This is a genomic window from Spongiimicrobium salis, from assembly GCF_043678055.1.
GTDB lineage: Bacteria > Bacteroidota > Bacteroidia > Flavobacteriales > Flavobacteriaceae > Spongiimicrobium > Spongiimicrobium salis.
The window spans coordinates 45,607-67,934 of record NZ_JBHEQA010000004.1; the positions used below are offsets into that span (position 1 = coordinate 45,607).

Consider the following 22,328-nt stretch of genomic DNA (forward strand, 5'->3'; position numbering starts at 1 on the left):
GAGGTTTTTCGTTTCCCGTGCTGGCATTAATTTTTATAGCTCATAGAAAAAACATAGTTTAGGGGGATTTTAAATTTTCCTATGGAATTAAGCAGAAAAATAGGCTTAGTATTGGGCCCCATCTTGTTTCTCAGTATTATTAACCTTCCCTTCGAATTAATTTCCCCAAAAGGAGATGCCGTTATTGCTGTTGCCCTATGGATGGTACTTTGGTGGATTACGGAAAGTGTCTCCATTTCCGTTACCGCATTACTCCCTTTGATTCTTTTCCCGCTAATGGAAGTAATGCCCATGGCCGATGTTGGTGCCAACTACGGAAGCCCCATTGTATTTTTGTTCTTTGGGGGATTTGTCATGGCCCTGGCCCTGGAAAAAGTGAATCTCCATAAACGCATTGCCCTCAACATCATTAAAATAACCGGTACCACGCCCAATAAAGTAGTACTGGGCTTCATGATCGCCACCGCTTCTTTAAGTATGTGGATCAGTAATACGGCAAGTACTGTAGTTATGCTTCCTATAGCGATGTCTGTTATTGGTCTGTTGATCAATGACGCCGACGGTTTTACCAAAGGGGATCGTAACTTTGCCCTCAGTGTGATGCTTGGGATTGCCTTTTCGGCCAATGCCGGAGGTATTGCTACGGTGATAGGAACACCTCCAAATTCTATTCTCATTGGTCTCCTTGAAAACGAATACCAGATTGAAATCAGTTTTTTGAAATGGATGGTCATAGGCCTCCCTTTTTCAATTATTATGATCGCCATTAGCTATTTTGTTTTGGTTAAATGGATGTTTCCCAATAAAAACCTACAGTTTAATGCCTCAAAGGAGGTTATTTCACAGGAATTACAAAAATTGGGACCTACTTCGAGCAAAGAAAAAATGGTGCTCGTCATTTTCGGAATTACGGTTACTTTATGGATTTTTAGAACTTTGATCAATGAAATTTTTCCCAGCCTAGGATTGTCCGATACCATCATTAGTATTTTTGCGGCCATCGCCATGTTTGCCCTACCCTATAATATGAAGCAGGGCGACTTTATTCTGGAATGGAAGGATACTCAAAAATTGGCCTGGGGCATCTTATTATTGTTCGGTGGTGGATTGGCTTTGGCCAAGGGGATGTCTGTAAGTGGTATCGTTGATTTGGTTGCTAATGCCATTGCTACCAGTGATATCAGCATTTTGTTTACCGCTTCCCTACTCATTTTGTTGATGCTATTCATGACCGAATTAATGAGCAATGTGGCTTTGGTAGCCGTCTTGGCCCCAGTAGTGGCAGGTATAGCCATTGGGTTGGAAATCCCGATACTGTATTTATTGATTCCGGTCACCATGGCCAGTAGTTGTGCTTTCATGCTGCCTATGGCCACTCCCCCAAACGCCATTGTATTTGCAAGTGGTTACATTAAGGTTCATCAAATGGCAAAAGTAGGTGTCGTTCTTAACCTTATCGCAGTGGGCTTATTGATTCTTCTTTTTCAATACGTGATCCCATTAATTTTCTAAAAAACAAATCCCTCGTTCTTCAACAAGGGATTTGAATTGACTAATTCTAAAAAAAATTTGATAAAATGAAGTTATTTTATCCGCTTTGCCCTACAAAAGGATCAAATTCTTTGTATATCACTACACCTAATTTCTAAATTCTTGCAATCAAAAAAGTAATGGGCAAAATGCACTCCTATGAAAAAAGAGTAGCCGAAATCCTTTTGGTCATATACCTTATTCTTCTGCAGTTATACTTCTAAGGCAAAGACTTACACGACTTTGCTCGTTTTTTGATTGATTGACTGATGATGTCTATTAATAAGACTAGAAAAAAAACAAAATGTTACACTCTCATTTTTATTTAACAAAATTGATTCATTTTGTCTTTTTTTGTTAACTAATTCAACATATTGACTATCAGTGATTTAAACGAGTTTTATGACAAATTCCTGAGGTATTAGCTTATGATTTCATTAACAATACTTTAGGCTTTTTTTTCAGTCCTTTGAAAAATTGTAAAAAAATCAAAAATTTAATTAAGAAATGGTTAAAAATTTACTCCCTAGAACCCTTCTTTTTATCTTTTTGGCAATTTGTTGCACTGGCACCATTGAAGCTCAAAAAAGAAAAAAGAAAAAATCAAAGACAACAACGCAGCCTGCAAAACCAAGGCCCAAAAAAGGTGCTATTTTACCTTATAATAAGGTAATCACCAAAAAGGCAAAAACAGACAAAGGTTTGTTCGATGTGCACGTTGTAGACGACAAGCACTTTTACGAAATTCCAGACTCTCTTTTCAATAGAGAAATGTTAATGGTGAGTCGTATCTCAAAAACTGCATCCAACATTGGTTTTGGTGGCGGAAAGATCAATACACAAGTCTTGCGCTGGGAAAAAAAGAACAAGAAAGTTTTTGTTCGCGTAGTTTCCCATAATGTAGTGGCTGCTGATTCTTTACCAGTTCACGAAGCGGTGGTAAATTCAAACTTTGAGCCTGTATTGTACGCTTTCGATATCAAGGCGTTCAAAAAAGATTCCCTTAGTCCTGCCACGGTCATTGAAGTAGACAATCTCTTCAAAAAAGATGTGAAAGCGCTAGGTATGCCCCAAGGTAGACGTACACAATATAGAATTACCCGTTTGGACGAAAGCAAAGGCTATATTGAAAGTTTAAAGAGTTATCCACTCAATATTGAAGCAAGACACGTTAAGACTTATATTGCAGGTAGACCTCCTTCCAATGGAAGTTTAGGAACCATTTCGGTAGAGATCAATAACTCTATGATCCTATTGCCAGAAGTACCTATGGAGCGCCGCTATTTTGATCAACGTGTGGGTTGGTTCGCACGTGGGCAGGTAGATTACGGTTTGGACGCTCAGGAAAGTAAAACAGTGCGATACTTGGATCGTTGGAGATTGGAAGTAAAAGATGAAGATGTTGAAAAATTCAAAAGAGGAGAACTTGTTGAACCTAAAAAACCTATTGTCTACTACGTAGATAGAGCTACTCCTAAACAATGGGTTCCTTACTTAAAGCAAGGTATTGAAGATTGGCAAAAAGCTTTTGAAGCTGCAGGTTTCAAGAACGCCATTATTGCTAAAGACCCTCCAACAGTTGAGGAAGATCCAGAATGGTCACCTGAGGATGTACGATATTCTGTAGTACGTTATTTAGCTTCCCCTATTCCAAATGCCAATGGGCCTCACGTAAGTGATCCTAGAAGTGGTGAGATTTTAGAATCGGATATCAACTGGTACCACAATGTAATGACCTTGTTACGCAACTGGTTCTTCGTTCAGACTTCAGCTATAAATCCTGATGCCCAAGGTGTGGCGTTTAAAGATGAAGTGATGGGACGTTTGATCCGTTTTGTTTCTGCCCATGAAGTAGGTCATACTCTAGGATTGCCCCATAATATGGGAAGTAGTGTTGCTTATCCCGTAGATTCCCTACGTTCAGCTTCCTTTACTAAAAAATATGGAACAGCACCATCCATTATGGATTATGCCCGTTTTAACTATGTGGCACAGCCAGAAGATAAAGGAGTAGCCTTGATGCCAGATATTGGACCTTATGACAAATATTCCATCATGTGGGGGTACCGACCTATCTTGGACAAAAAAGGAGCTGAAGAAAAACCTGTTTTAGATAGTTGGATCTTGGAACATGCTGGAGATCCTATGTACCGTTTTGGAAGACAGCAATTTGGTGTTATTGATCCAAGTTCACAAACCGAAGATTTGGGAGACGATGCTGTTAAAGCAAGTGAATACGGTATTAAAAACTTAAAACGTATTATTCCTAACCTAATCAAGTGGACTGCCGAAGACGGTAAAAACTATGACGATTTAGAAACATTGTACGGGCAGGTCTTGGGACAATTTAATCGGTATATGGGCCACGTTTCCAGCAATATTGGGGGTGTTTACGAATATTATAAAACCTATGATCAAGAAGGTGCAGTATATACACATGTAGATAAAGCACACCAAAAGAAGAGTTTGAAATTCATTCAAGATCAATTGTTTACCACGCCAAAGTGGATGATCGACAATGATATTCTTGGAAGAATTGAAAATGCCGGAAATACAAACCGATTGCTTAGAACGCAAGAGCGTACCTTGAATGGCATTTTAGATTTTGGACGCTTGGCACGTATGATCGAAAACGAAGCCTTGAACGGAAGCGATGCCTATACTATGGTAAACATGATGCGCGATCTTAGAAGGGGAATCTGGTCCGAATTGAATTCAGGCCGCAAAATAGATACCTATAGAAGGAATTTACAACGTGCTTATATAGAGCGTATGGAATTCTTGATGACTGGAGAGCAAAGACCATTGCCTGCTGCGTTCCGAAGGTTCTCTTCCAGAACTAATGTCAATGCTAGTCAATCTGATATCAGATCCGTGGCACGTGCAGAACTCAATATCCTTAAAAGAAGTGTAAGAGCTGCTTTAGGGAGAACAAATGACAACATGAGTCGTTATCATTTACAAGACGTTATAGAGCGTATTGATATGATATTGGATCCCAAATAAACCCTTATTTGGTGACTCCTACCATTTAAGTTGTTTTTCAACAAAGACATTGCCCTATATGGGGCAATGTCTTTGTTCTTTTATAGGTTTTTCAACGATTTCCTGCCAATCCTCGTAGGTATAACCACAATTCTAAATCCCTTCACTAGCAAAAGCGGTCATTTCACAACAATGATTCTTTTAAGGACCGTCTATGATGTACCTTAGAGTGTAACCTAATCCCCATTATCATGTCATATAAATTAAAAAGCCTTATTTACCTTGTTTGTTTTCTGATTACTGCAACTGCATATTACATTTTGGAACATGGTTCGGTGCAAGAACAGAATGCGATTGAGATAGCCGAGGCAGATTATCAAATGACAGAGAGCAACACCTCAAAAATAGAACAAGCCAACGCCTTTGATGGACTTGAATAACATTATTTTCCTCACGTTCAAATTGTTAAAAAAGGCACAAAATTAATTCCCCCTTAAACCATACCTACATCTCATAGTCTCAAAAGTATAATCTTAAAATTAGACACATGAGAAAAGTTATGTTTATTGCCATACTTCTGATCGGTACGGTCGGAATGGCGCAGCGAGGAAATAGTAGAGGACACAGAAACTTGAATCCCGAACAAGTTGCTACACTACAGACCAAGAAAATGACCTTGGCCCTAGACCTTACCGAAGTGCAACAGAACGCTGTCCAAAAACTATATCTGGAACAAGCGGAGTACCGAAAATCAAAGATGGAAGAACGCAAAGAAAGAAGAGAGAAAGAGGAAGCAAGGCCCACTAAAGAGGAGCGTTTTGAAATGGCAGAGGAAAAATTGGATAGAGCCATTGCCCATAAGGCTGCGATGAAAGAAATCCTATCCGCAGATCAATATGAAAAATGGGAAAAAATGCAAGCTCGAAAGGCCCGTCATGCTAAAGGAAAAAAGGGACAGCATCGAGGAAAATACAGATCCAAAGGCTAATGGACAATGCCTATCAATTCTCTCTGGCCTTATATACTTTTATCTATAATTCTACGTTATAACAGCAAAATATTAAGTTCAAGTAAATCATGAGAAAAATAGGTATTATATGTATTGGTGCACTCGTATTCCTTTGCACACTTCCGCTACAGGCACAAACATCTATACAGGAAGTTACCGATATCAAGGCAAAAGAAGCTACGAAGGAACAGATGACAGCACTTTCTAAAGTTGTTTCCCTTCAAAAAGAACAAAAGCGTAGTATTGAGCAGCTTTATCTTGAACACGAAAAAAGCATTTTTGCTATTATCCAGAATCCACAAGGAGAAGGTTTACAAAATAAGATTGTTGCCATGGAAACCGCTTTGGACCAAAAGATACTGGCTTTATTAACGCCACAACAAAAAGAGGAATTGAAACGTCACCGAGGAAAAACCACAACCTTGGATAAACATTAAACACTTTGTTTTATAAAAAAAGCCATGCATTGATGCATGGCTTTTTTTCATTTTTAGTTCGGCCCTTATACTAAACAGAAACCGATACTACGGCATTGTGTTGCTCCGTAACCGAGTATGAAGTGCTAGCCAAAGTATCTACAAAACGATATGATCCAGATGCGGTACCTGAAGTAAATTCTGCCAGCACATAACCTCTTCTTGCAGCATCAAAATATTGAAGATCATCAATTAACAATACAAATGCTTGTTCTATTCCTGCTATAGTTGCTGGATCATTTCCAAATAATCCTTCGAAACCAGGAGAAGAAACAGACGGACAGGCAAATTCTTCTCCAATTCTATTGCCGGCAGCATCTTTAAGTTCTGTATTCCAGGCATTATGCGTATCCCCTGCTAAAGTAATTACATTTTTGCCATTTAATGTAGCAAACAGGCGTTCGCGTTCAATAGGATAACCATCCCAAGCATCTAAGTTATACGGTACAACAGTATTAATACGTGCCAATTCGGTAGGGGTCAATGTAGGATCTCCTTGTAAACTTCGTGCCTTTAAGGTTGAAAGTTCAATAATAGTCTGTTGTAATTGTGCAAAAGTTTCCGCAGTTGCATTTCCTGAAGCTACCGTTCCAATCGCAATCAACAGTTCCGCAGGAACAAACATTCTTCCCGTAAGCACTTGTTGTCCCAATACCTGCCATTGAGCACTGCTTCCCGCAACAGCATTTCTTGCCCAGGATAGCTGTGTTGGTCCCAATAAATTTCTTTCAGGATTTAATAGAGCCGTCTCAAAGGCCGCAAAATCAAAACCTGCGGCAGTAAAAAAGTCGTTAAAACTCAACTGCTGATCTCTGGCAATAATCCTCGTATCCAACATGACCAGATTGACCAAGTTTCCAAATTCAAAGTTTCGGTAGATAATTTCACTACTATTTGATCGAAAAGGCATGTATTCATTGTACACCTGAACCGCACGCTGTCTCCTTGCCTGAAAGGATCCTTCCGAAGAATCATGATTCTCCGCTCCATCTATATAAGCATCGTTCGTCAATTCATGATCATCCCAAACAGCAATGAAAGGTTTTTTCTGGTGTGCCAATTGAAGTGCTTCATCCGATCGATACTGTCGATATCGCAAACGATAATCCTCCAAACTCAAAATTTCAGTACTCGGATCATGAACACGTCCCAGCGGAACTGTATTTTCATTAGTTCCAAATCCCCCTTCTTCATATTCGTAAATATAATCTCCTAAATGCACAATGACATCTGCTTCGCTATTGGCCATAGCATCGTATACATTAAAAAGGCCCGCTGGATAATTTGAGCAAGAACATACGGCCAATTTTACGCTATCGACTACATCTCCCGAATTAGGTAGTGTAATGGTCTCGCCAACTACAGAAGTCTCATTCAATTCTTCCTGAAGGAATCTATAATAGAACTTCCCCTTGGAAGGTAATCGGGTAACATCCTTGGCAATAGTAAAATCATTGATCATAGATGCAATTTCAGTGCCTTCCTTTACTATGGCCGAAAACCCTTCATCCTCGGCTACCTGCCATCTAATTCGTATAGATTCACTCACTTCCGTTTCTATAGGAGTAAATCGGGTCCATATAATTACAGCATTTGCCGTTGGGTCAAAACTCCCTACACCGTGTAAAAATCTCGGGACGCTATCTGGTGCATCTGCATCACCCTCAAAATCACGAACACAAGCCACTATATGCGAACTTAAGATAATACCACCAGAGGCAATCACGGATTTGGCCAAAAATGACCTTCTTGTTAATATTTTTCTTTCTTCCATTGGTTTTTAGTTTTAAACATTTAAAACTAGAAAAGCCAAGTACCTTTAGCGTTAGTGCTATATTACAATAGGTTTAAGAATCGTAGATTTCATGAAGGGTTATGTTAAGAAAAGGAAAAAAAATCTTGCCCTTAACGGCCCGCTCCCTAGAGCGTATGCTATTTTTTCCCTTTATTGCAGCACAACTCAAATAATACAACATTATCCTTTCGTTGTAATACCGTTCCCATATCCAATAAAATGATGAGAATTCCGTTATGTTTTTCGGATCCATCAATCTGCAGCACCATCATCCCAAATCAACAATACAAGATGGTACTTCGTTTTGATGAAAAGTGTTAACCCAAGTCCCTAACCTACTGCTATGAAAATTCTTCGTTTCATTCCTATTGCCCTACTCGCATTTTTTTTTAATCCAAGCCGTATTCAGGCACAAAATCAAAACAGCAGACCTGTAGTGATTGCTGAAAATGCAACCTCCTTTATAAATCAATTGGGTACTACCCAAAAAAACAATACCGGCACAGACAAGATGTCCATTAAATTAAGTGCTACCAAAACCCTAACATTAGAGGTAAACTTAGAGCGTCAAGAGGGACGTGGAGTTTCTTATATCGGAACTTTGAACGGGAATAGAAACTCTTCTTTTAGCCTCTTGCGAACCAATACTACCATTAATGGCCGACTGATTGAACGTGACTCCCAAAAGGCCTATGAAATCTTCACTACTGAAGACCAAAGGGTATATGCCAAAGAAATTAATATCCACGATGTACTTTGTATTGGTTTTGAGCATCATGAAGGTACTTTTCAACCTTCCAAAAAACGCAGCAGTACTTTAACCCAGCGTATGAATGCATCCGAATTACAAAGTAGACCCAGTGCATCTGCTGTGGTCTATTTGGATTTTGACGGAGAAGTAGTTACAGGGTCTAACTGGGACAACGGAAATACGATCAATGCAGCTTCGGCCGGCTTTTCAGATGAGGAAATTATAGAGACATGGGAGATTATGGCTGAAGATTTCAGCCCTTTTGATGTCAACATCGTTACGGATCGCGCCATCTATGAAGCTACTCCCAGAAACCAAAGAATGATGTGTATTTTTACACCTACCACTACGGCAGCCCCAGATTCTGGAGGCGTAGCTTTCTTAAATTCTTTTTCCTCCAATGCGGACAATCCATGTTGGGTGTACAATATCCGAAATGCCAAAGACGCTGGAGATACCGGTTCCCATGAAGTGGGACATACCATGGGATTAAATCACGATGGCCGTGGAAGCACAGAATATTATCAAGGGCATGGAAATTGGGCCCCGATCATGGGCTTCAGTTTATCCAGACCTGTAGCACAATGGAGCCTTGGAGAATATGCCAATGCTTCCAATGATGAAGATGATCTCCAAATCATTGGTGGAGGACGAAATAACTTTGGTTTTGTTTCCGATGAACACGGGAATGACATCAACAATTCAACTCCTATTGTTGCCGATCTAGGAGGTAATATCGATCCAGAACAGAATACGGGTATTATCGCCGATCGGAACGATATTGATGTATTTTCCTTTCTCTCCCTATCAGGACCAGCTTCCTTAACCTTTAGTCCACATGAGGAACATCCCAATTTGGATATTCAAGCCCGTATTTTAGATGAAAATGGCATTGAAGTGGCCTTGAGCAATCCAACAGGTTTAGGGGCCGAAATCTCAACAAACTTAACAGCAGGATTATATTACATAGAAATTCAAGGTGTAGGCAGCGGCAATGTAGACAATGGATATTCCGATTACGCTTCTATTGGTCAATTCTCTATTTCGGGCCAATTTGCCGTACAAACACCCGATAACGATATTCAATTGGTCAGCGCAAGTCCGGAAGCCGGAAGCTTGATATGCGGTACCCTCAATGCCACAGTTCAAGTTAAAAATGGAGGTGTTAATCCCATTTCGGGCTTTGATATTTTATATAAGTTAAATCAGGAGGCGCAGCAAACACAGTCTTTTCCAAACACTATAGCTCCCGATGAAACCATTACCGTAAGTCTACCTCCGGTTTCATTACAGAGTATTGGAGATTCCAGTATAGAGTTCATTGCAGAGATTGCCAGTGATGACCTTCCAAACAACAATACCATTACCCAAGCCTTTTTTTCCAATAGAGCCGGTATTCCAGGAACAGTGAATACCTTTGAAAGTGAAGATGACGCACTCATTGCAACAAATGCCAATGGAGGAACTCCAACCTGGGAAAGAGGTGTTCCTTCCGGAACCCGATTAAATGATGCTGTATCAGGGACTCAAGTTTATGGTACTGTTCTCAGCGGGCAGCACGGGGTAGATCAATTGGCGTATTTAACCACAAATTGTTATGACCTATCCAGCATCGCTTCTCCCGTGTTAAAATTTAGCATGGCCTATGATCTTGAACAGAATTTTGATATTGTTTATGTACAATATTCCGTGAATGAAGGTGAAAGTTGGAATCTTTTGGGCACCAACAACAGTTTACCCAATTGGTACAACAGCAATAGAACCAATGCCAGTTCCGGGGTTTCCAACGATTGCCAAAATTGTCCGGGAGGGCAATGGACAGGTACCCAAACGCAACTTACGGAATACGCTTATGACTTTACGGCCAATGCGGGTACGGAGACCGACCTAAGACAGGCAAACAATATTCTTTTTCGCTTTGTATTTCATTCGGACGCCTTTATCAACCAAGAAGGTGTGGTATTGGACAACTTAGTGGTTGAGGGTTCTTTAATCGATGACGAGGACGACGACAATGATACTATTCTCGATGTTGATGACAACTGCCCCTTGATTGCCAACGTAGATCAATTGGATACCGATAATGATGGTATTGGCGATGTATGTGACGATGACGACGATAATGATACCATTTTGGATATTAATGACAATTGCCCTTTGACTCCAAATACAAACCAGGCAGATAGCGATAATGACGGTATTGGGGATGTATGTGAAGATCCCAATGACGATGATGGCGATGGGATTCCAAATGCTACGGATAATTGTCCTACTACAGCAAATCCAAATCAGGAGGACCGGGATAATGATAATATTGGGGATGTATGTGATGACGATGATGATAATGATGGGATTGCCAATGCCGTAGATAACTGTCCCATGGTTGCTAATGCTGATCAGGCAGATGCCGATGGCGATGGGATTGGTGATATTTGTGATACCGATATTGATGGGGATACTGTTCCGAATGCTATTGATAATTGCCCCTTAACCGCCAATACCGATCAAGCCGATTTTGATAATGATGGCATAGGAGATGTTTGTGATTCAGATAGCGATGGGGATGGTGTTTCCAATACGGAAGACCAATGCCCTGCTACCCCGCTGGGTACCGACGTGGATGCAGCAGGTTGTGAAGACACCATTGCCGACACCAACTATGAAATCAGTAGTAGTTCCTTCTGTGATGGAGGCACCATCAATATCTCTGCACTGGAAAATAGAAATTATACCGTAATTCTAACGACGGATGGAATTTCAACCTCTAAAAACTTTAATACTACGACTTCTTTTGAAAATCTTGAAATAGGCACGTATGCTTTATGTTTTACCGCAGCGGAATTGCCCAATTACGAAGCTTGCTTTGAGGTGGTGATCGCAACTCCAGAACCCTTTAGTGTAAATACGGATATCCAAGTTTCGGAAAATATGTTGAATTTGTCTTTGGTCGGAAATACTTCGTATACCATTACCTTAAATGAGGAGGTATTCACGACCACGGAAAATACCTTTAGCATTCCCTTGACCCAAGCACTCAATACATTAATGGTAACTACAGGACGAGCATGTGATGAAGTCTATGAAGAAAGCTTTATTCTTAAACCCGGCATGCAAATTTCACCTAATCCTATAAATCCAGATCGTAATGAATTGGTCATTACTTTGGATGGCGGTGCGGAAACCACTTTACAAGTATCCATATTTACCTTGAGCGGGATTCAAGTGGAAGCTAAAGTTTACGAGATAAACAATGGCCAAGTGACCGTAGATATGGCCAATTTGTCCCAAGGTATCTATATCCTATATGTACAGACCTCTACCGAATTGAATACGTATAAAGTTATACGGAACTAATTTCTTTGAAAAACAAAAAAAGCGCTGTAGATGATCTACAGCGCTTTTTTTTGCTTTTGCACCACTAAAAAATAGTATCTACAGCTGCTATGGTCTCATCCAAATCGGCATAAGACAAGGCATCGTTTAAAAAGTAACTTTCAAAAGCACTTGGAGGGAGATATACCCCTTGATCCAACATCCCGTGAAAATACTTCTTAAACATATCATTATTTCCTTTGGCCGCCGTATCGAAATCAATGACTGGGTCCTCTGTAAAATGGACTGAAATCATAGAACCATATCTATTGATTTGATGTACAACACTTTTACGCTCCAGTACCTCTGCTATTCCTTGATGCAAATAAGCCGTTTTTTCTGCCAAACTGCTAAATATCCCAGCGTTATTGTTCAATTCGGTCAACATGGCAAGACCCGCACTCATCGCCAAAGGATTCCCGCTTAAGGTTCCTGCTTGGTATACCGGTCCGTCGGGTGCCAAATGATTCATAATTTCGGCTCTTGCGGCAAAAGCCCCTACGGGCAATCCGCCTCCGATCACTTTCCCAAAAGTGACAATATCCGCAGCAATGCCCAAGACCTCCTGAGCGCCTCCTTTTGCCAGTCGGAATCCTGTCATTACTTCATCAAAAATCAATAAAATCCCTTCTTCCGAGCACACCTTACGAAGTCCATGCATGAATTCGTCCGTTGGAATAATACAGCCCATATTCCCAGCAATAGGTTCTATGATAATGGCGGCTATCTCTTCTTTATTTGCCGACACCAATGCTTTGACTCCCTCTAGGTCGTTGTATTTGGCCAATAAGGTATCCTTAGCCGTTCCTTGGGTTACTCCAGGGCTATTGGGGCTTCCAAAAGTTACCGCACCACTCCCTGCCTGTATCAAAAAAGAATCGGAATGCCCGTGGTAACAACCTGCGAATTTGATGATCTTATCTTTTCCGGTAAATCCCCGGGCCAATCGGACTGCACTCATACAAGCTTCGGTACCACTATTCACAAAACGGATCTTATCGATATTCGGCACCATGGAAACGGCCAATTTCGCCAGTTCGGTCTCAATTTCGGTAGGCATTCCAAAGGAAGTTCCTTTTTTAGCCTTTTCGATGACGGCATTGATTACAGGTTCATGGGCATGCCCTAAAATCAGAGGCCCCCAAGAAGCGATATAATCGATCAAACGGTTTCCATCCTCATCATATAAATACGCGCCTTTGGCCTCTTTTACGAAAATAGGGTCTCCCCCTACTGCCTTAAATGCCCGTACAGGGGAATTCACCCCACCTGGAATATAGGTTTTCGCCGCTGCAAAGAGGGCGCTACTTCTTTGATAAATCATGCTTATTTTTTCTTATTTTCAGATTTAATGATCAATTCCTGTCCTATAGCAAGATCATTATTCTTAAGGTTGTTCAATTCTTTCAGTTCCGGAACAGAAATGAAGTATTTTCTGGAAAGGGAATATAAGGTATCTCCCTTGGCCACAATATGCGTAGCATAGGCATATTCCTTTTTGGGTGCTTTCACTACAAAATTTTTATCGCGCAATACTTCTTTATCATATTTGTACAACTCGTACTTCTCAATGAATGCGATCAGTTTTTGAGGATACCGTTTATCCGTGGCATAGCCAGCCTGGCGTAAGCCTTTTGCCCATCTTTTATAGTCATCTTTTCGATATTCAAAAAGAAAAGCATATCGCGAGCGTGTCGATAAAAAGGTGCTATGATCTCTAAAGGAATATATGGGATGGTTGTATTTCCTAAAACATTCCCCTTTACGATCATCATCGTGCAATTCGTATTCCCCGGTCCAGCCTTTATGGCACTTAATCCCAAAGTGGTTATTGGTTTTTCGCGTAAGTGTACTTCGTCCAAAACCACTTTCCAATATTCCTTGTGCCAAGGTAATACTGGCAGGAATGCCATAGGATTTCATTTCTGATTGGGCAATTTCTGAAAAGGTATCTATATATTCTTCGACCGAAGCAATAGGAAACTCAACGAATTTCCCGGAATCTTTTGGTAAAGGATAGGTCTCTCCTTTTTCATTTTTGGCCAACTCCAACCTTGGCTTTTTTTCCACGACTTCGTATTTTTTTCGGGCCTTCGCCAAAGTGGCTGCCCTCCTTTTAGAACCGCATCCGGTAAAAAAAATACTGAGTACAATTAATATCCCAATAGATTTCTTCATTTATAGTGCTTAATATGTTTGCTATTTCAATGGAGCAATGGCATTTTCTTCTGTGCCAATATCCTATTCATTCCCGCTATACCTTGCAAACCTCCTGTATGGATGACCAAAACCTTCGTTTGAGGTTTAAAATAATCATGCTTGATCATATCCAAAATCCCATACACCATTTTTCCTGTATAAATGGGATCTAATGGAATCTGGGTCTGCTTTTTAAAATCATTAATAAACCTAATAAGGTCTGGAGTGACTTTTGCATATCCCCCAAAATGATACGATGTGCATAACTCCCAATTGTCCTTACGAACAAATTTACAAATATCTTCCTTTAAAAAATCACCTTTTAAAGCTGGGAAGCCTAAAACTTTTTGACCGTCTTTCGCTGCATTTATGATTCCCGATAAGGTTCCCCCCGTACCCACACTAGTAGCAATGATATCAAAAGTATGATCTTCTACATTCAATATTTCTTCACAGCCCTTGACCGCTAAGGCATTGGTTCCTCCTTCGGGGAGCTGATAGAAATCTCCAAATTCCATGCCTAAATCTTCTAAAAAGGAACTATCCTCCTTATTCCGATAGGTTTTTCTATCAACGAACTTAAAGCGCATTCCATGTTCCGAAGCCAAACGCAGTGTTGGATTATCTTTCCATTTAAATTCCAATTCTTCTCCCCTAATAATACCAATGGTATGTAATTGATGTAGTTTTCCTGCATAGGCAGTAGCAGCGATATGATTGGAATATGCTCCTCCAAAAGTCAGCAAGGTTTTCTTTCCGGCAGTTTGGGCTGCGGCTATATTGTACTTCAGTTTTCTATATTTATTGCCAGAAATCAAAGGGTGAATCAGGTCTTCGCGTTTGATCTGGAGCGCTACCTGTTTTTCTGCTAAAATAGGAAGTTGTACGTTTTGGTTTATCAGGTTCAAGCCTTCATCTTTTCAAAATCAAAGATATTTAATAAAGCTGAAGATTTTCCGTTCTTTAAGGTAATCCATGTTCTTTTCATTATGATAGGCTTCACGTTCAAAACTAATATTTTGATACGCCTTATAACTATCGAAATAAAAGATCGATCGAAGAATCCATTCCGTGAGATAAAAAAGATAGAAAGGAAGAATAAAGAGTTCTTGTTGTTGTTTTAAATGAATCCTTTCATGATTGATCAAAACCTCATCGTCCTTTAACTGGATATCTTTTAGAATGATAAAGGGCCAAAGTGATAGGCCTACATAATTCTTGTAAAAAAAATGTCTAAATATTACAATCATTTCATCCCTTTAAACGAAGCCAAGTACATTTAATTGTTAAAATTAAAAATAATTTTTGTACTTATTTTCTGATATCCTCATAAATGTTAGCCTAGGATAAGCTCCATTTCCTGTATAATAAGTACGGTTAAAAGCGGTAAAACTGACGATTTTTTATGAAAAATGCTTTATTTTTACTTGCATGAAAAAGATTATTCCTCTAGAAGAGGGCGATTTCTATCTTTCGGAGGAAGGTTATAAGGTATTTACGGAGAAATTTCATCTTAAACGAGGTTATTGCTGCGAGAGTGGATGCAGGCACTGTCCTTATGGATATGACCCCAAAACCAATAGTCGGTGAAATACGGATATGGATTATTGGCAAATGCACCGATATATAAGGTTTTCGGCATGATTGTTGATGCTTTTCTATAGACGTTCAAAACTAGTTTAATTCCAAAAAATAATTTGTTATGAAAAAAATAAAACTTTTAGCACTTCCGGTACTTGTCCTATTATTTTTAAGCTCTTGTTCCTCTGTGCGTGTATTGTCCGATTATGATAAAGAAGCCAATTTTGGCGAATATAAGACCTATGCGTACTACAAAACTGGGATAGACAAAGCTCAAATCTCCGATTTGGACAAGAAAAGGATTTTAAATGCTATAGATGCGGAAATGACTTCTAGGGGTTTTTCAAAATCCAATAAACCCGATGTTTTGATCAGTATTTTCACCAACGAAAGAGAACAAGTGGATGTATACAACAATGCTGGATTCGGTTTTGGACCATTTGGCTTTGGTAGATTTGGTGGCTTTGGCAGATTCGGATATGGCGGATTTGGGTATGGTGGCTTTGGATATGGATTTGGCAATAATGTAAGTGTACGTACGGAGGGTTCTTTGTTCATTGATTTGATCGATGCCAACAAAAAGGAATTGGTATGGCAAGGAAGAGGTGTAGGTACATTGAACAATACCGCTAATATTGAGAAAAAAGAAGCGCGTATTAAACAATTTGTATCACAGATTCTAAAGGCGTATCCCCCTACCGTAGCAGCAAATTAAGAACTACACTTGAAATAAGACAAAAAAAGCGATTCTTTGAGAATCGCTTTTTTTGTCTTTGTATATTGTACTATAGGTTACTTGACAATACTCGAACAGATAGGTATCTATCCCCTATCTCTAAAAAATCTTTCTTAATACGCCAATACTTCCAAGATTTTCTCTTTCACTTTTTCCGTAGATGGAATCATAGTTTGTTCCAAGGTACTATTTAAAGGAATTGCTGGCATATTTTCACTTCCCAAGGTCATCACCGGACCATCCAAATATCGGAAGCATTCCTCCTGAATCTTTCCGGATAAGGCTCTTGCAAAACTATTATTGGAAGGTTCTTCCGTAACCACCAGACATTTTCCTGTTTTCTTCACCGAACTCATGACGGTGGCCTCATCCAAAGGATACAATGTGCGTAAATCGATCACTTCTACACGATCTCGCATTCCCTTGGTCGCGTTCATCGCCCAGTGCACGCCCATACCATAACTCACAATAGTCAAGGTTTCTTCATCCTCTTGTTTCCATATCTCTTGGAGCACATTGGCTTTGCCAAAAGGTAATGCGTAATCTTCGGCAGGCTCTACCGAAGTAGCTCCTTTGGTTCCAGGCACTTTACTCCAATACAAGCCTTTATGCTCTAAAATAACCACAGGATTAGGGTCATAATAGGCTGCTTTCATTAAGCCTTTTAAATCGGCTCCATTGCTGGGGTATGCAATCTTAATCCCCCGGATATTAGTAATGACACTCTCCACAGATGAAGAATGATAGGGACCTCCACTCCCATAGGCTCCAATGGGAACTCGCAGAATCATGGACACCGGCCATTTTCCATTGGTCAGATAGCAACTACGACTCACCTCGGTAAAAAGTTGATTGAGTCCCGGCCAGATATAATCGGCAAACTGGACTTCCACAATAGGCTTTAACCCAACAGCACTCATTCCAACGGTAGAACCTACAATAAATGCTTCTTGTATAGGGGTGTTAAAAACGCGGTCGTCTCCAAATTTCTGTGCCAAAGTTGCCGCCTCTCTAAAAACACCTCCCAATCTGCCCCCTACATCTTGTCCGTAGAGCAAACATTCCTTGTGTTTTTTCATCAATTCCTCAATAGCAAAAAGCGCGCAATCTACCATCACTACTTTTTCCGCTCCTTTAGGACTGCGCTCCCCTACCTCTTGGGTAATGGGCGTAGGTGCAAAATCATGGGTAAAAAGGTCTTCGGGACGGGGATCTTCAGCTTCCAAGGCACGTTCAAAATCAGAATGTACCTTGGTTACTGCTTCTTTTTCAATAGCATTGATTTCCCCATCGGAAAAACCGGCATCGGCCAGTTGCTGTTTTAATACGGGATAGGGATCTCGGCTGCGCGCCTCTTCCAAATCGTCCCGATACCATTCCATACGAACGCCTGAAGTATGGTGATTCAACAGCGGTACTTTTGCATGTACCAAAAACGGGCGACGTTCTTCCCGCATTGTTTTTATTACTTTTTCGAGTGCCTTATAGCTCTCCGTAAAATTGGCCCCATCAATGGAAATAGCCTCTAATCCATGAAATCCAGCTGCATACTCATAGGCATTTTGTGCTCTGGTTTCCGCGGCATTGGCAGAAATATCCCAACCATTGTCCTGTACCAAATACAAAATGGGCAATTGTTTCAAAGCGGCCATTTGAAAAGCTTCCGCAATTTCTCCTTCGGTAACCGAAGCATCTCCCAAAGAACATACGGCAATAGGCTTTTCCGTTCCTTCTTTTCCATTCAATATCGTATTCGGAAGGTCTTGTAGTTCCAAATATTGCATTCCCATGGCCACTCCAGTTGCAGGGATAGCCTGCATTCCTGTTGCCGAGGATTGATGCGGAATCTTGGGTTTATCCGCATCCCGTAAACTAGGATGGGAATAATAGGTGCGTCCTCCGGAAAAAGGATCCTCCTTTTTAGCGAGGAGCTGTAACATAAGTTCATAGGGCTGTACTCCAAACCCTAACAGCATGGCATCGTCCCTATAATATGGAAAAGCATAATCCTGAGGTTTCAGCTGAAGTCCCAGGGCAGTTTGTATCGCTTCATGCCCCCTAGAAGTGGCATGTACATATTTTGACACTTGTTTAAAGTTTGCTTCGTATAACTCGGTCAGTGCCTTTGCCGTACACAAATTTGCAAATCCTTTTTTAAGAATGTTCTTATCCATATATTTTACCTTGAACAGGAGCTACTTTCTGTGTTATTGATTAGTGCGACGAAGCCAAATTTTCAATCTCCTCTACTTGAACCATCCACCCCAAAGTATCTTCAATTTTTCCTGCGCGTACCCCATTGATGGTATCCAACACCATTTGTCCTACCGGATTTTCATCAGATACCGGGATAATCTCCTCTTTATATCCAATTTCCTGTATCATGGCAATACCTACAGCGGTCCCTGTTCCAAAAGCCTCTTCTAAGGTACCATTGCCAGAAGCTGTAATAATTTCCTCAATGGTAATGGGGCGTTCCGTAACCTCATATCCTTTTGATCGCAATAATTCTATAACACTCAATCGTGTAATGCCATGTAAGATGGCCCCATCCAAGCTAGGTGTAATGAAGGCCCCATTGATCTTAAAAAAGATATTCATCGTTCCTACTTCCTGGATATAATTAAAATCATGTGCATCTAACCACAACACTTGATCATACCCTTTTGCTTTTGCAATTTCCGTGGGACGTATCGCCGCAGCGTAATTTCCAGCTGCTTTAGCTTCCCCAGTACCTCCTTCTACGGCACGGATATACTTGGTCTCTGCGTACAAGCGTATGGGCTTTGTAAACAAGGGTGCTGAAGGAGAAGCAATGATGATAAATTTATAATGTGTGGCCGCACGCATTCCAATGAATGCTTCATCGGCATAGATAAAAGGCCTTAAATACAGCGCACTACCTTCCATAGGAGGAATCCACTGACTGTCCAGAGCTACCAATTGTTTCAACCCTTCAAGAAAAAGTTCTTCTGGAAATTCAGGCATTCCCATACGGTCCGCGCTTAAATTTAAACGCGCCGCATTTTTCTCTGGACGAAACAACAAGGGCTTTCCATGACTTCCCATAGTCGCTTTCATTCCTTCAAAAATTGCTTGTCCATAATGTAAGGCCATTGCCGCAGGATGTGTTGCAATAGCAGCCAAGGGTTCAATTCGGGCATTGCGCCAAGCACCATCCTCAAAATCACAGACAAACATATGATCGGTAAAGGTGGTTCCCAAAGGGATATTATTAAAATCCAACTGACTTACTTTGGATTCTTTTATTTTGTTGATTTTTATCGTGTGTGACATATCGTATATTTTAAGCTCCTATAGAAGCGTCTATTATATTTCTCTAGTGGTATTAAACTGTTCTAAATAATCGGCTACTCTTTTCAGGAAAGAACCTCCCAAATATCCATCTACGACGCGATGGTCAAAGGAAAGGGAAAGGTACATCATGCTGCGAATCGCGATTTCATCTCCTTTTTCAGTGGTAATGACTTCTGCGCGTTTTTTGATAATCCCCAAGGCTAGGATGGCTACTTCTGGTTGATTGATGATCGGCGTTCCCATGAGGCTTCCAAAAGTACCCACATTGGAAATGGTGAACGTACTTCCTTTAATATCATCGGCATTAAGTTTATTATCCCTTGCCTTTGAGGATAAAGAATTTACCTCGGCAGCAAGGACATCCAATCCTTTTTGGTCCGCATTTTTTACTACGGGAACTATTAAATTGCCACTGGGCAGGGCTGCGGCCATTCCAATATTGATATCTTCTTTTAGGATCACTGTATCTCCATCTACGGAGGCATTGATATTTGGAAAATCCAACACTGCCTTGGACACGGCTTCTACAAACAGGGGCGTAAAAGTGAGTTTTTCGCCATATTTTTCTTGAAATGCCACTTTATTTTCATTCCGCCATTGCACCATTTCCGTTAAATCGGCCTCAACATAGGCAGTAACATGGGGAGAGGTATGTTTGGAATACACCATATGATCGGCTATCATTTGCCGCATACGATCCATTTTTACTCGCTTCCCATTCCCTTTATCCAAATTCAATTGTGGGATACGATAGGCTGTGGGGTCCGGTACAACCTCAGGCTGCACAAATTGATAGGGCCTTCCTTCTTCCAAATAGGCATAAAGGTCGCTCTTACGCAAACGACCTTCATTTCCGGTTGCAGGAATACGTGCCAATTCCTCAAAACTAATGTGTTGTTCCTTTGCAATTTCCACGATTAAGGGTGAAAAGAAGGTATTGTTATTCTGACGTCCTACTTGAAGCGGCTTTGTGACCTTAGCCTTCTTAGAGGCTGCCACTTTTTTAGGAGGCTCAACCCTTTCCTTACCCGATTCTCCAGGCGCTTTGACCGCTGTTTCCACTTTTCCCTCTTCCAGGAGTTCCAGCATCGCAATCGTATTTCCTACAGGGATAACCTCTTTTTCTTGAGCGATTATTTTGAGTAAGGTTCCAGCGGCAGGAGCAGGTACTTCATTATCTACCTTATCTGTAGCTACCTCTACCAGAATATCCCCTTCTTGAAAGGACTCCCCTTCACCGACCAACCATGTTAAAATGGTTCCTTCGGTAATACTTTCTCCCATTTTGGGCATTACAAACGGAATTTCCGCCATTGTTTTTATTTTTTTAACCCTCAAAAATACGATTATGAAAAGGAAAAAAATAGAATTACACTGGTTCAGGTTTTAAAAATAGTATAAAACACTATTTTTTTATTAAATAATACATTTTTATTCTTTATTTTTACTCAAACAACAGTATAAAACTGCAAATCAACTAGAATGAAACTTGATGCTGTAGACATCCGAATTTTACAATCGCTGCAACAAAATTCCAATAGGACGGTCAAGAGCCTATCCGAAGAATTGAACCTCTCTACAACTCCTGTTTTTGAGCGCATCAAAAAACTGGAACGGGAAGGTTATATTGAAGGGTATTCCGCTCGCTTAAACCCTAAAAAATTAGGCCTAAAACAGACGGTGTTTGTGGCCATCACCCTGCAAGGCCATACCCGTAGTTTTTTGGAAAAATTTGTAAAGCAAGTCAACGACTTTCCTGAAGTCGTGGCATGTCATCGGGTAAGTGGTACTTTTGATTATTTATTAAAGCTTTTGGTAGAGGATATTGAGTCTTACGAAAAATTCATTATCACCAAACTAACCTTAATTCCATATTTGGGGAATGTGCAGAGTCTAATTACGCTTTCTACGGGAAAAGAAAGCAATGAAATTGATTTAAGTCACCTAGAACATCTTTAAGCCTTAGTGTTCCTTGCGTTTTATTTCTTGGAGGGTCTTATAAAAATCTTCCTGGATAGGTCTGTTTTTGGGTATCTCACGTAAAGGATCCACTTCTTTTAAACTTTCATGACAATCCTTGGGCAATTGCTGGTACAATGCTGTCCCGGCAGTTTTCCAAGCAATCATATCGTCCGAAACCTCTTTAATTACTTTTGCCGGATTTCCCACCACTAGGCTCCGCTTGGGAATTATGGTTTCTGCTTTGATAAACGCCATGGCTCCCACAATACTCTCGGCCCCAATATGTGCACCATCCATGACAACCGTATTCATTCCTATAAGGCAATTAGGACCTAAATTAGCACCGTGGATTACGGCGCCATGACCTACATGCGCCCCTTCTTCCAACACTATGGATTTTCCCGGGAACATATGTACCGTGCAATTTTCTTGAACATTGACACCATCTTTAAGAACAATCTCCCCCCAATCCCCGCGTATTGCCGCCCCAGGGCCTATATAACAGTTTTTTCCGATAATCACATTCCCTGTTACTGCAGCCAAGGGATGCACAAAACTACTTTCATGAACCACTGGAATATGTCCTTTAAAACTATATATCATCTTTAAATATT

General features: G+C 40.5%; 18 protein-coding genes. 9 read left to right on the forward strand and 9 right to left on the reverse strand.

What is annotated here, in order from left to right:
- The first annotated feature begins 81 nt into the window (after window positions 1-81).
- The 5 genes from ACEXOE_RS17445 to ACEXOE_RS17465 all read left to right on the forward strand — a co-directional run bounded on the left by ACEXOE_RS17445 (window position 82) and on the right by ACEXOE_RS17465 (window position 5,961).
- The gene (locus ACEXOE_RS17445; protein WP_394750130.1) at window positions 82-1,512 is read left to right on the forward strand and encodes an SLC13 family permease; all 1,431 of its coding nucleotides are present in this window, start codon (window positions 82-84) and stop codon (window positions 1,510-1,512) included.
- Window positions 1,513-2,037: 525 nt separating this feature from the next.
- Window positions 2,038-4,536: a zinc-dependent metalloprotease gene (locus ACEXOE_RS17450; protein ID WP_394750131.1), complete on the forward strand. Its 2,499-nt coding sequence runs from the start codon at window positions 2,038-2,040 to the stop codon at window positions 4,534-4,536.
- A gap of 230 nt (window positions 4,537-4,766) precedes the next feature.
- Window positions 4,767-4,955: a hypothetical protein gene (locus tag ACEXOE_RS17455; RefSeq protein WP_394750132.1), complete on the forward strand. Its 189-nt coding sequence runs from the start codon at window positions 4,767-4,769 to the stop codon at window positions 4,953-4,955.
- Between the two features lie 107 nt (window positions 4,956-5,062).
- Window positions 5,063-5,503 (forward strand): hypothetical protein, encoded by a 441-nt coding sequence (locus tag ACEXOE_RS17460; protein WP_394750133.1) that lies wholly within the window; start codon window positions 5,063-5,065, stop codon window positions 5,501-5,503.
- An 89-nt stretch (window positions 5,504-5,592) separates the two neighbouring features.
- Window positions 5,593-5,961 (forward strand): hypothetical protein, encoded by a 369-nt coding sequence (locus tag ACEXOE_RS17465; RefSeq protein WP_394750134.1) that lies wholly within the window; start codon window positions 5,593-5,595, stop codon window positions 5,959-5,961.
- 70 nt (window positions 5,962-6,031) lie between these two features.
- Here the strand turns inward: ACEXOE_RS17465 and ACEXOE_RS17470 are convergent, their stop codons facing one another.
- Window positions 6,032-7,774: an alkaline phosphatase D family protein gene (locus ACEXOE_RS17470; RefSeq protein WP_394750135.1), complete on the reverse strand. Its 1,743-nt coding sequence runs from the start codon at window positions 7,772-7,774 to the stop codon at window positions 6,032-6,034.
- Between the two features lie 364 nt (window positions 7,775-8,138).
- Here ACEXOE_RS17470 and ACEXOE_RS17475 point away from each other — a divergent pair, with 364 nt between their 5' ends.
- Window positions 8,139-11,900 carry a thrombospondin type 3 repeat-containing protein gene (locus ACEXOE_RS17475; protein WP_394750136.1) on the forward strand — a complete coding sequence of 1,254 codons (3,762 nt, stop codon included), beginning with the start codon at window positions 8,139-8,141 and terminating at the stop codon, window positions 11,898-11,900.
- 64 nt (window positions 11,901-11,964) lie between these two features.
- Here ACEXOE_RS17475 and hemL read toward each other — a convergent pair whose 3' ends face one another.
- The 4 genes from hemL to ACEXOE_RS17495 are packed head-to-tail and all read right to left on the reverse strand — an operon-like array spanning window position 11,965 to window position 15,367.
- Window positions 11,965-13,242, reverse strand: a complete 1,278-nt coding sequence (gene hemL, locus ACEXOE_RS17480) for a glutamate-1-semialdehyde 2,1-aminomutase (RefSeq protein ID WP_394750137.1) — start codon at window positions 13,240-13,242, stop codon at window positions 11,965-11,967.
- Between the two features lie 2 nt (window positions 13,243-13,244).
- The gene (locus ACEXOE_RS17485) at window positions 13,245-14,096 is read right to left on the reverse strand and encodes a glucosaminidase domain-containing protein (RefSeq protein WP_394750138.1); all 852 of its coding nucleotides are present in this window, start codon (window positions 14,094-14,096) and stop codon (window positions 13,245-13,247) included.
- A 26-nt stretch (window positions 14,097-14,122) separates the two neighbouring features.
- The gene (locus ACEXOE_RS17490) at window positions 14,123-15,025 is read right to left on the reverse strand and encodes a 1-aminocyclopropane-1-carboxylate deaminase/D-cysteine desulfhydrase (protein WP_394750139.1); all 903 of its coding nucleotides are present in this window, start codon (window positions 15,023-15,025) and stop codon (window positions 14,123-14,125) included.
- Between the two features lie 18 nt (window positions 15,026-15,043).
- Window positions 15,044-15,367 carry a hypothetical protein gene (locus ACEXOE_RS17495; RefSeq protein ID WP_394750140.1) on the reverse strand — a complete coding sequence of 108 codons (324 nt, stop codon included), beginning with the start codon at window positions 15,365-15,367 and terminating at the stop codon, window positions 15,044-15,046.
- Window positions 15,368-15,548: 181 nt separating this feature from the next.
- Between ACEXOE_RS17495 and ACEXOE_RS17500 the strand changes: the two genes are divergently transcribed.
- Window positions 15,549-15,707 carry a DUF5522 domain-containing protein gene (locus ACEXOE_RS17500; RefSeq protein ID WP_394750141.1) on the forward strand — a complete coding sequence of 53 codons (159 nt, stop codon included), beginning with the start codon at window positions 15,549-15,551 and terminating at the stop codon, window positions 15,705-15,707.
- 112 nt (window positions 15,708-15,819) lie between these two features.
- The gene (locus tag ACEXOE_RS17505) at window positions 15,820-16,413 is read left to right on the forward strand and encodes a DUF4136 domain-containing protein (protein ID WP_394750142.1); all 594 of its coding nucleotides are present in this window, start codon (window positions 15,820-15,822) and stop codon (window positions 16,411-16,413) included.
- 134 nt (window positions 16,414-16,547) lie between these two features.
- On the opposite strand, the gene ACEXOE_RS17510 is transcribed toward ACEXOE_RS17505, so the two are convergent.
- Genes ACEXOE_RS17510 through ACEXOE_RS17520 form a run of 3 tightly spaced genes read right to left on the reverse strand, consistent with a single transcriptional unit; the run spans window position 16,548 to window position 21,066 of the window.
- The gene (locus tag ACEXOE_RS17510) at window positions 16,548-18,608 is read right to left on the reverse strand and encodes an alpha-ketoacid dehydrogenase subunit alpha/beta (RefSeq protein ID WP_394750143.1); all 2,061 of its coding nucleotides are present in this window, start codon (window positions 18,606-18,608) and stop codon (window positions 16,548-16,550) included.
- 40 nt (window positions 18,609-18,648) lie between these two features.
- Entirely contained in the window at window positions 18,649-19,731 is a 1,083-nt protein-coding gene (locus tag ACEXOE_RS17515) for a branched-chain amino acid aminotransferase (protein WP_394750144.1), read from the reverse strand.
- Window positions 19,732-19,764: 33 nt separating this feature from the next.
- Window positions 19,765-21,066 (reverse strand): dihydrolipoamide acetyltransferase family protein, encoded by a 1,302-nt coding sequence (locus tag ACEXOE_RS17520; RefSeq protein ID WP_394750145.1) that lies wholly within the window; start codon window positions 21,064-21,066, stop codon window positions 19,765-19,767.
- Window positions 21,067-21,234: 168 nt separating this feature from the next.
- On the opposite strand from ACEXOE_RS17520, the gene ACEXOE_RS17525 reads away from it, so the two are divergent.
- On the forward strand, window positions 21,235-21,711 hold the full coding sequence (locus ACEXOE_RS17525) for an Lrp/AsnC family transcriptional regulator (RefSeq protein ID WP_394750146.1): 477 nt from the start codon (window positions 21,235-21,237) through the stop codon (window positions 21,709-21,711).
- A 3-nt stretch (window positions 21,712-21,714) separates the two neighbouring features.
- Here the strand turns inward: ACEXOE_RS17525 and ACEXOE_RS17530 are convergent, their stop codons facing one another.
- Window positions 21,715-22,317 carry an acyltransferase gene (locus ACEXOE_RS17530; protein ID WP_394750147.1) on the reverse strand — a complete coding sequence of 201 codons (603 nt, stop codon included), beginning with the start codon at window positions 22,315-22,317 and terminating at the stop codon, window positions 21,715-21,717.
- Window positions 22,318-22,328 lie beyond the last annotated feature (11 nt).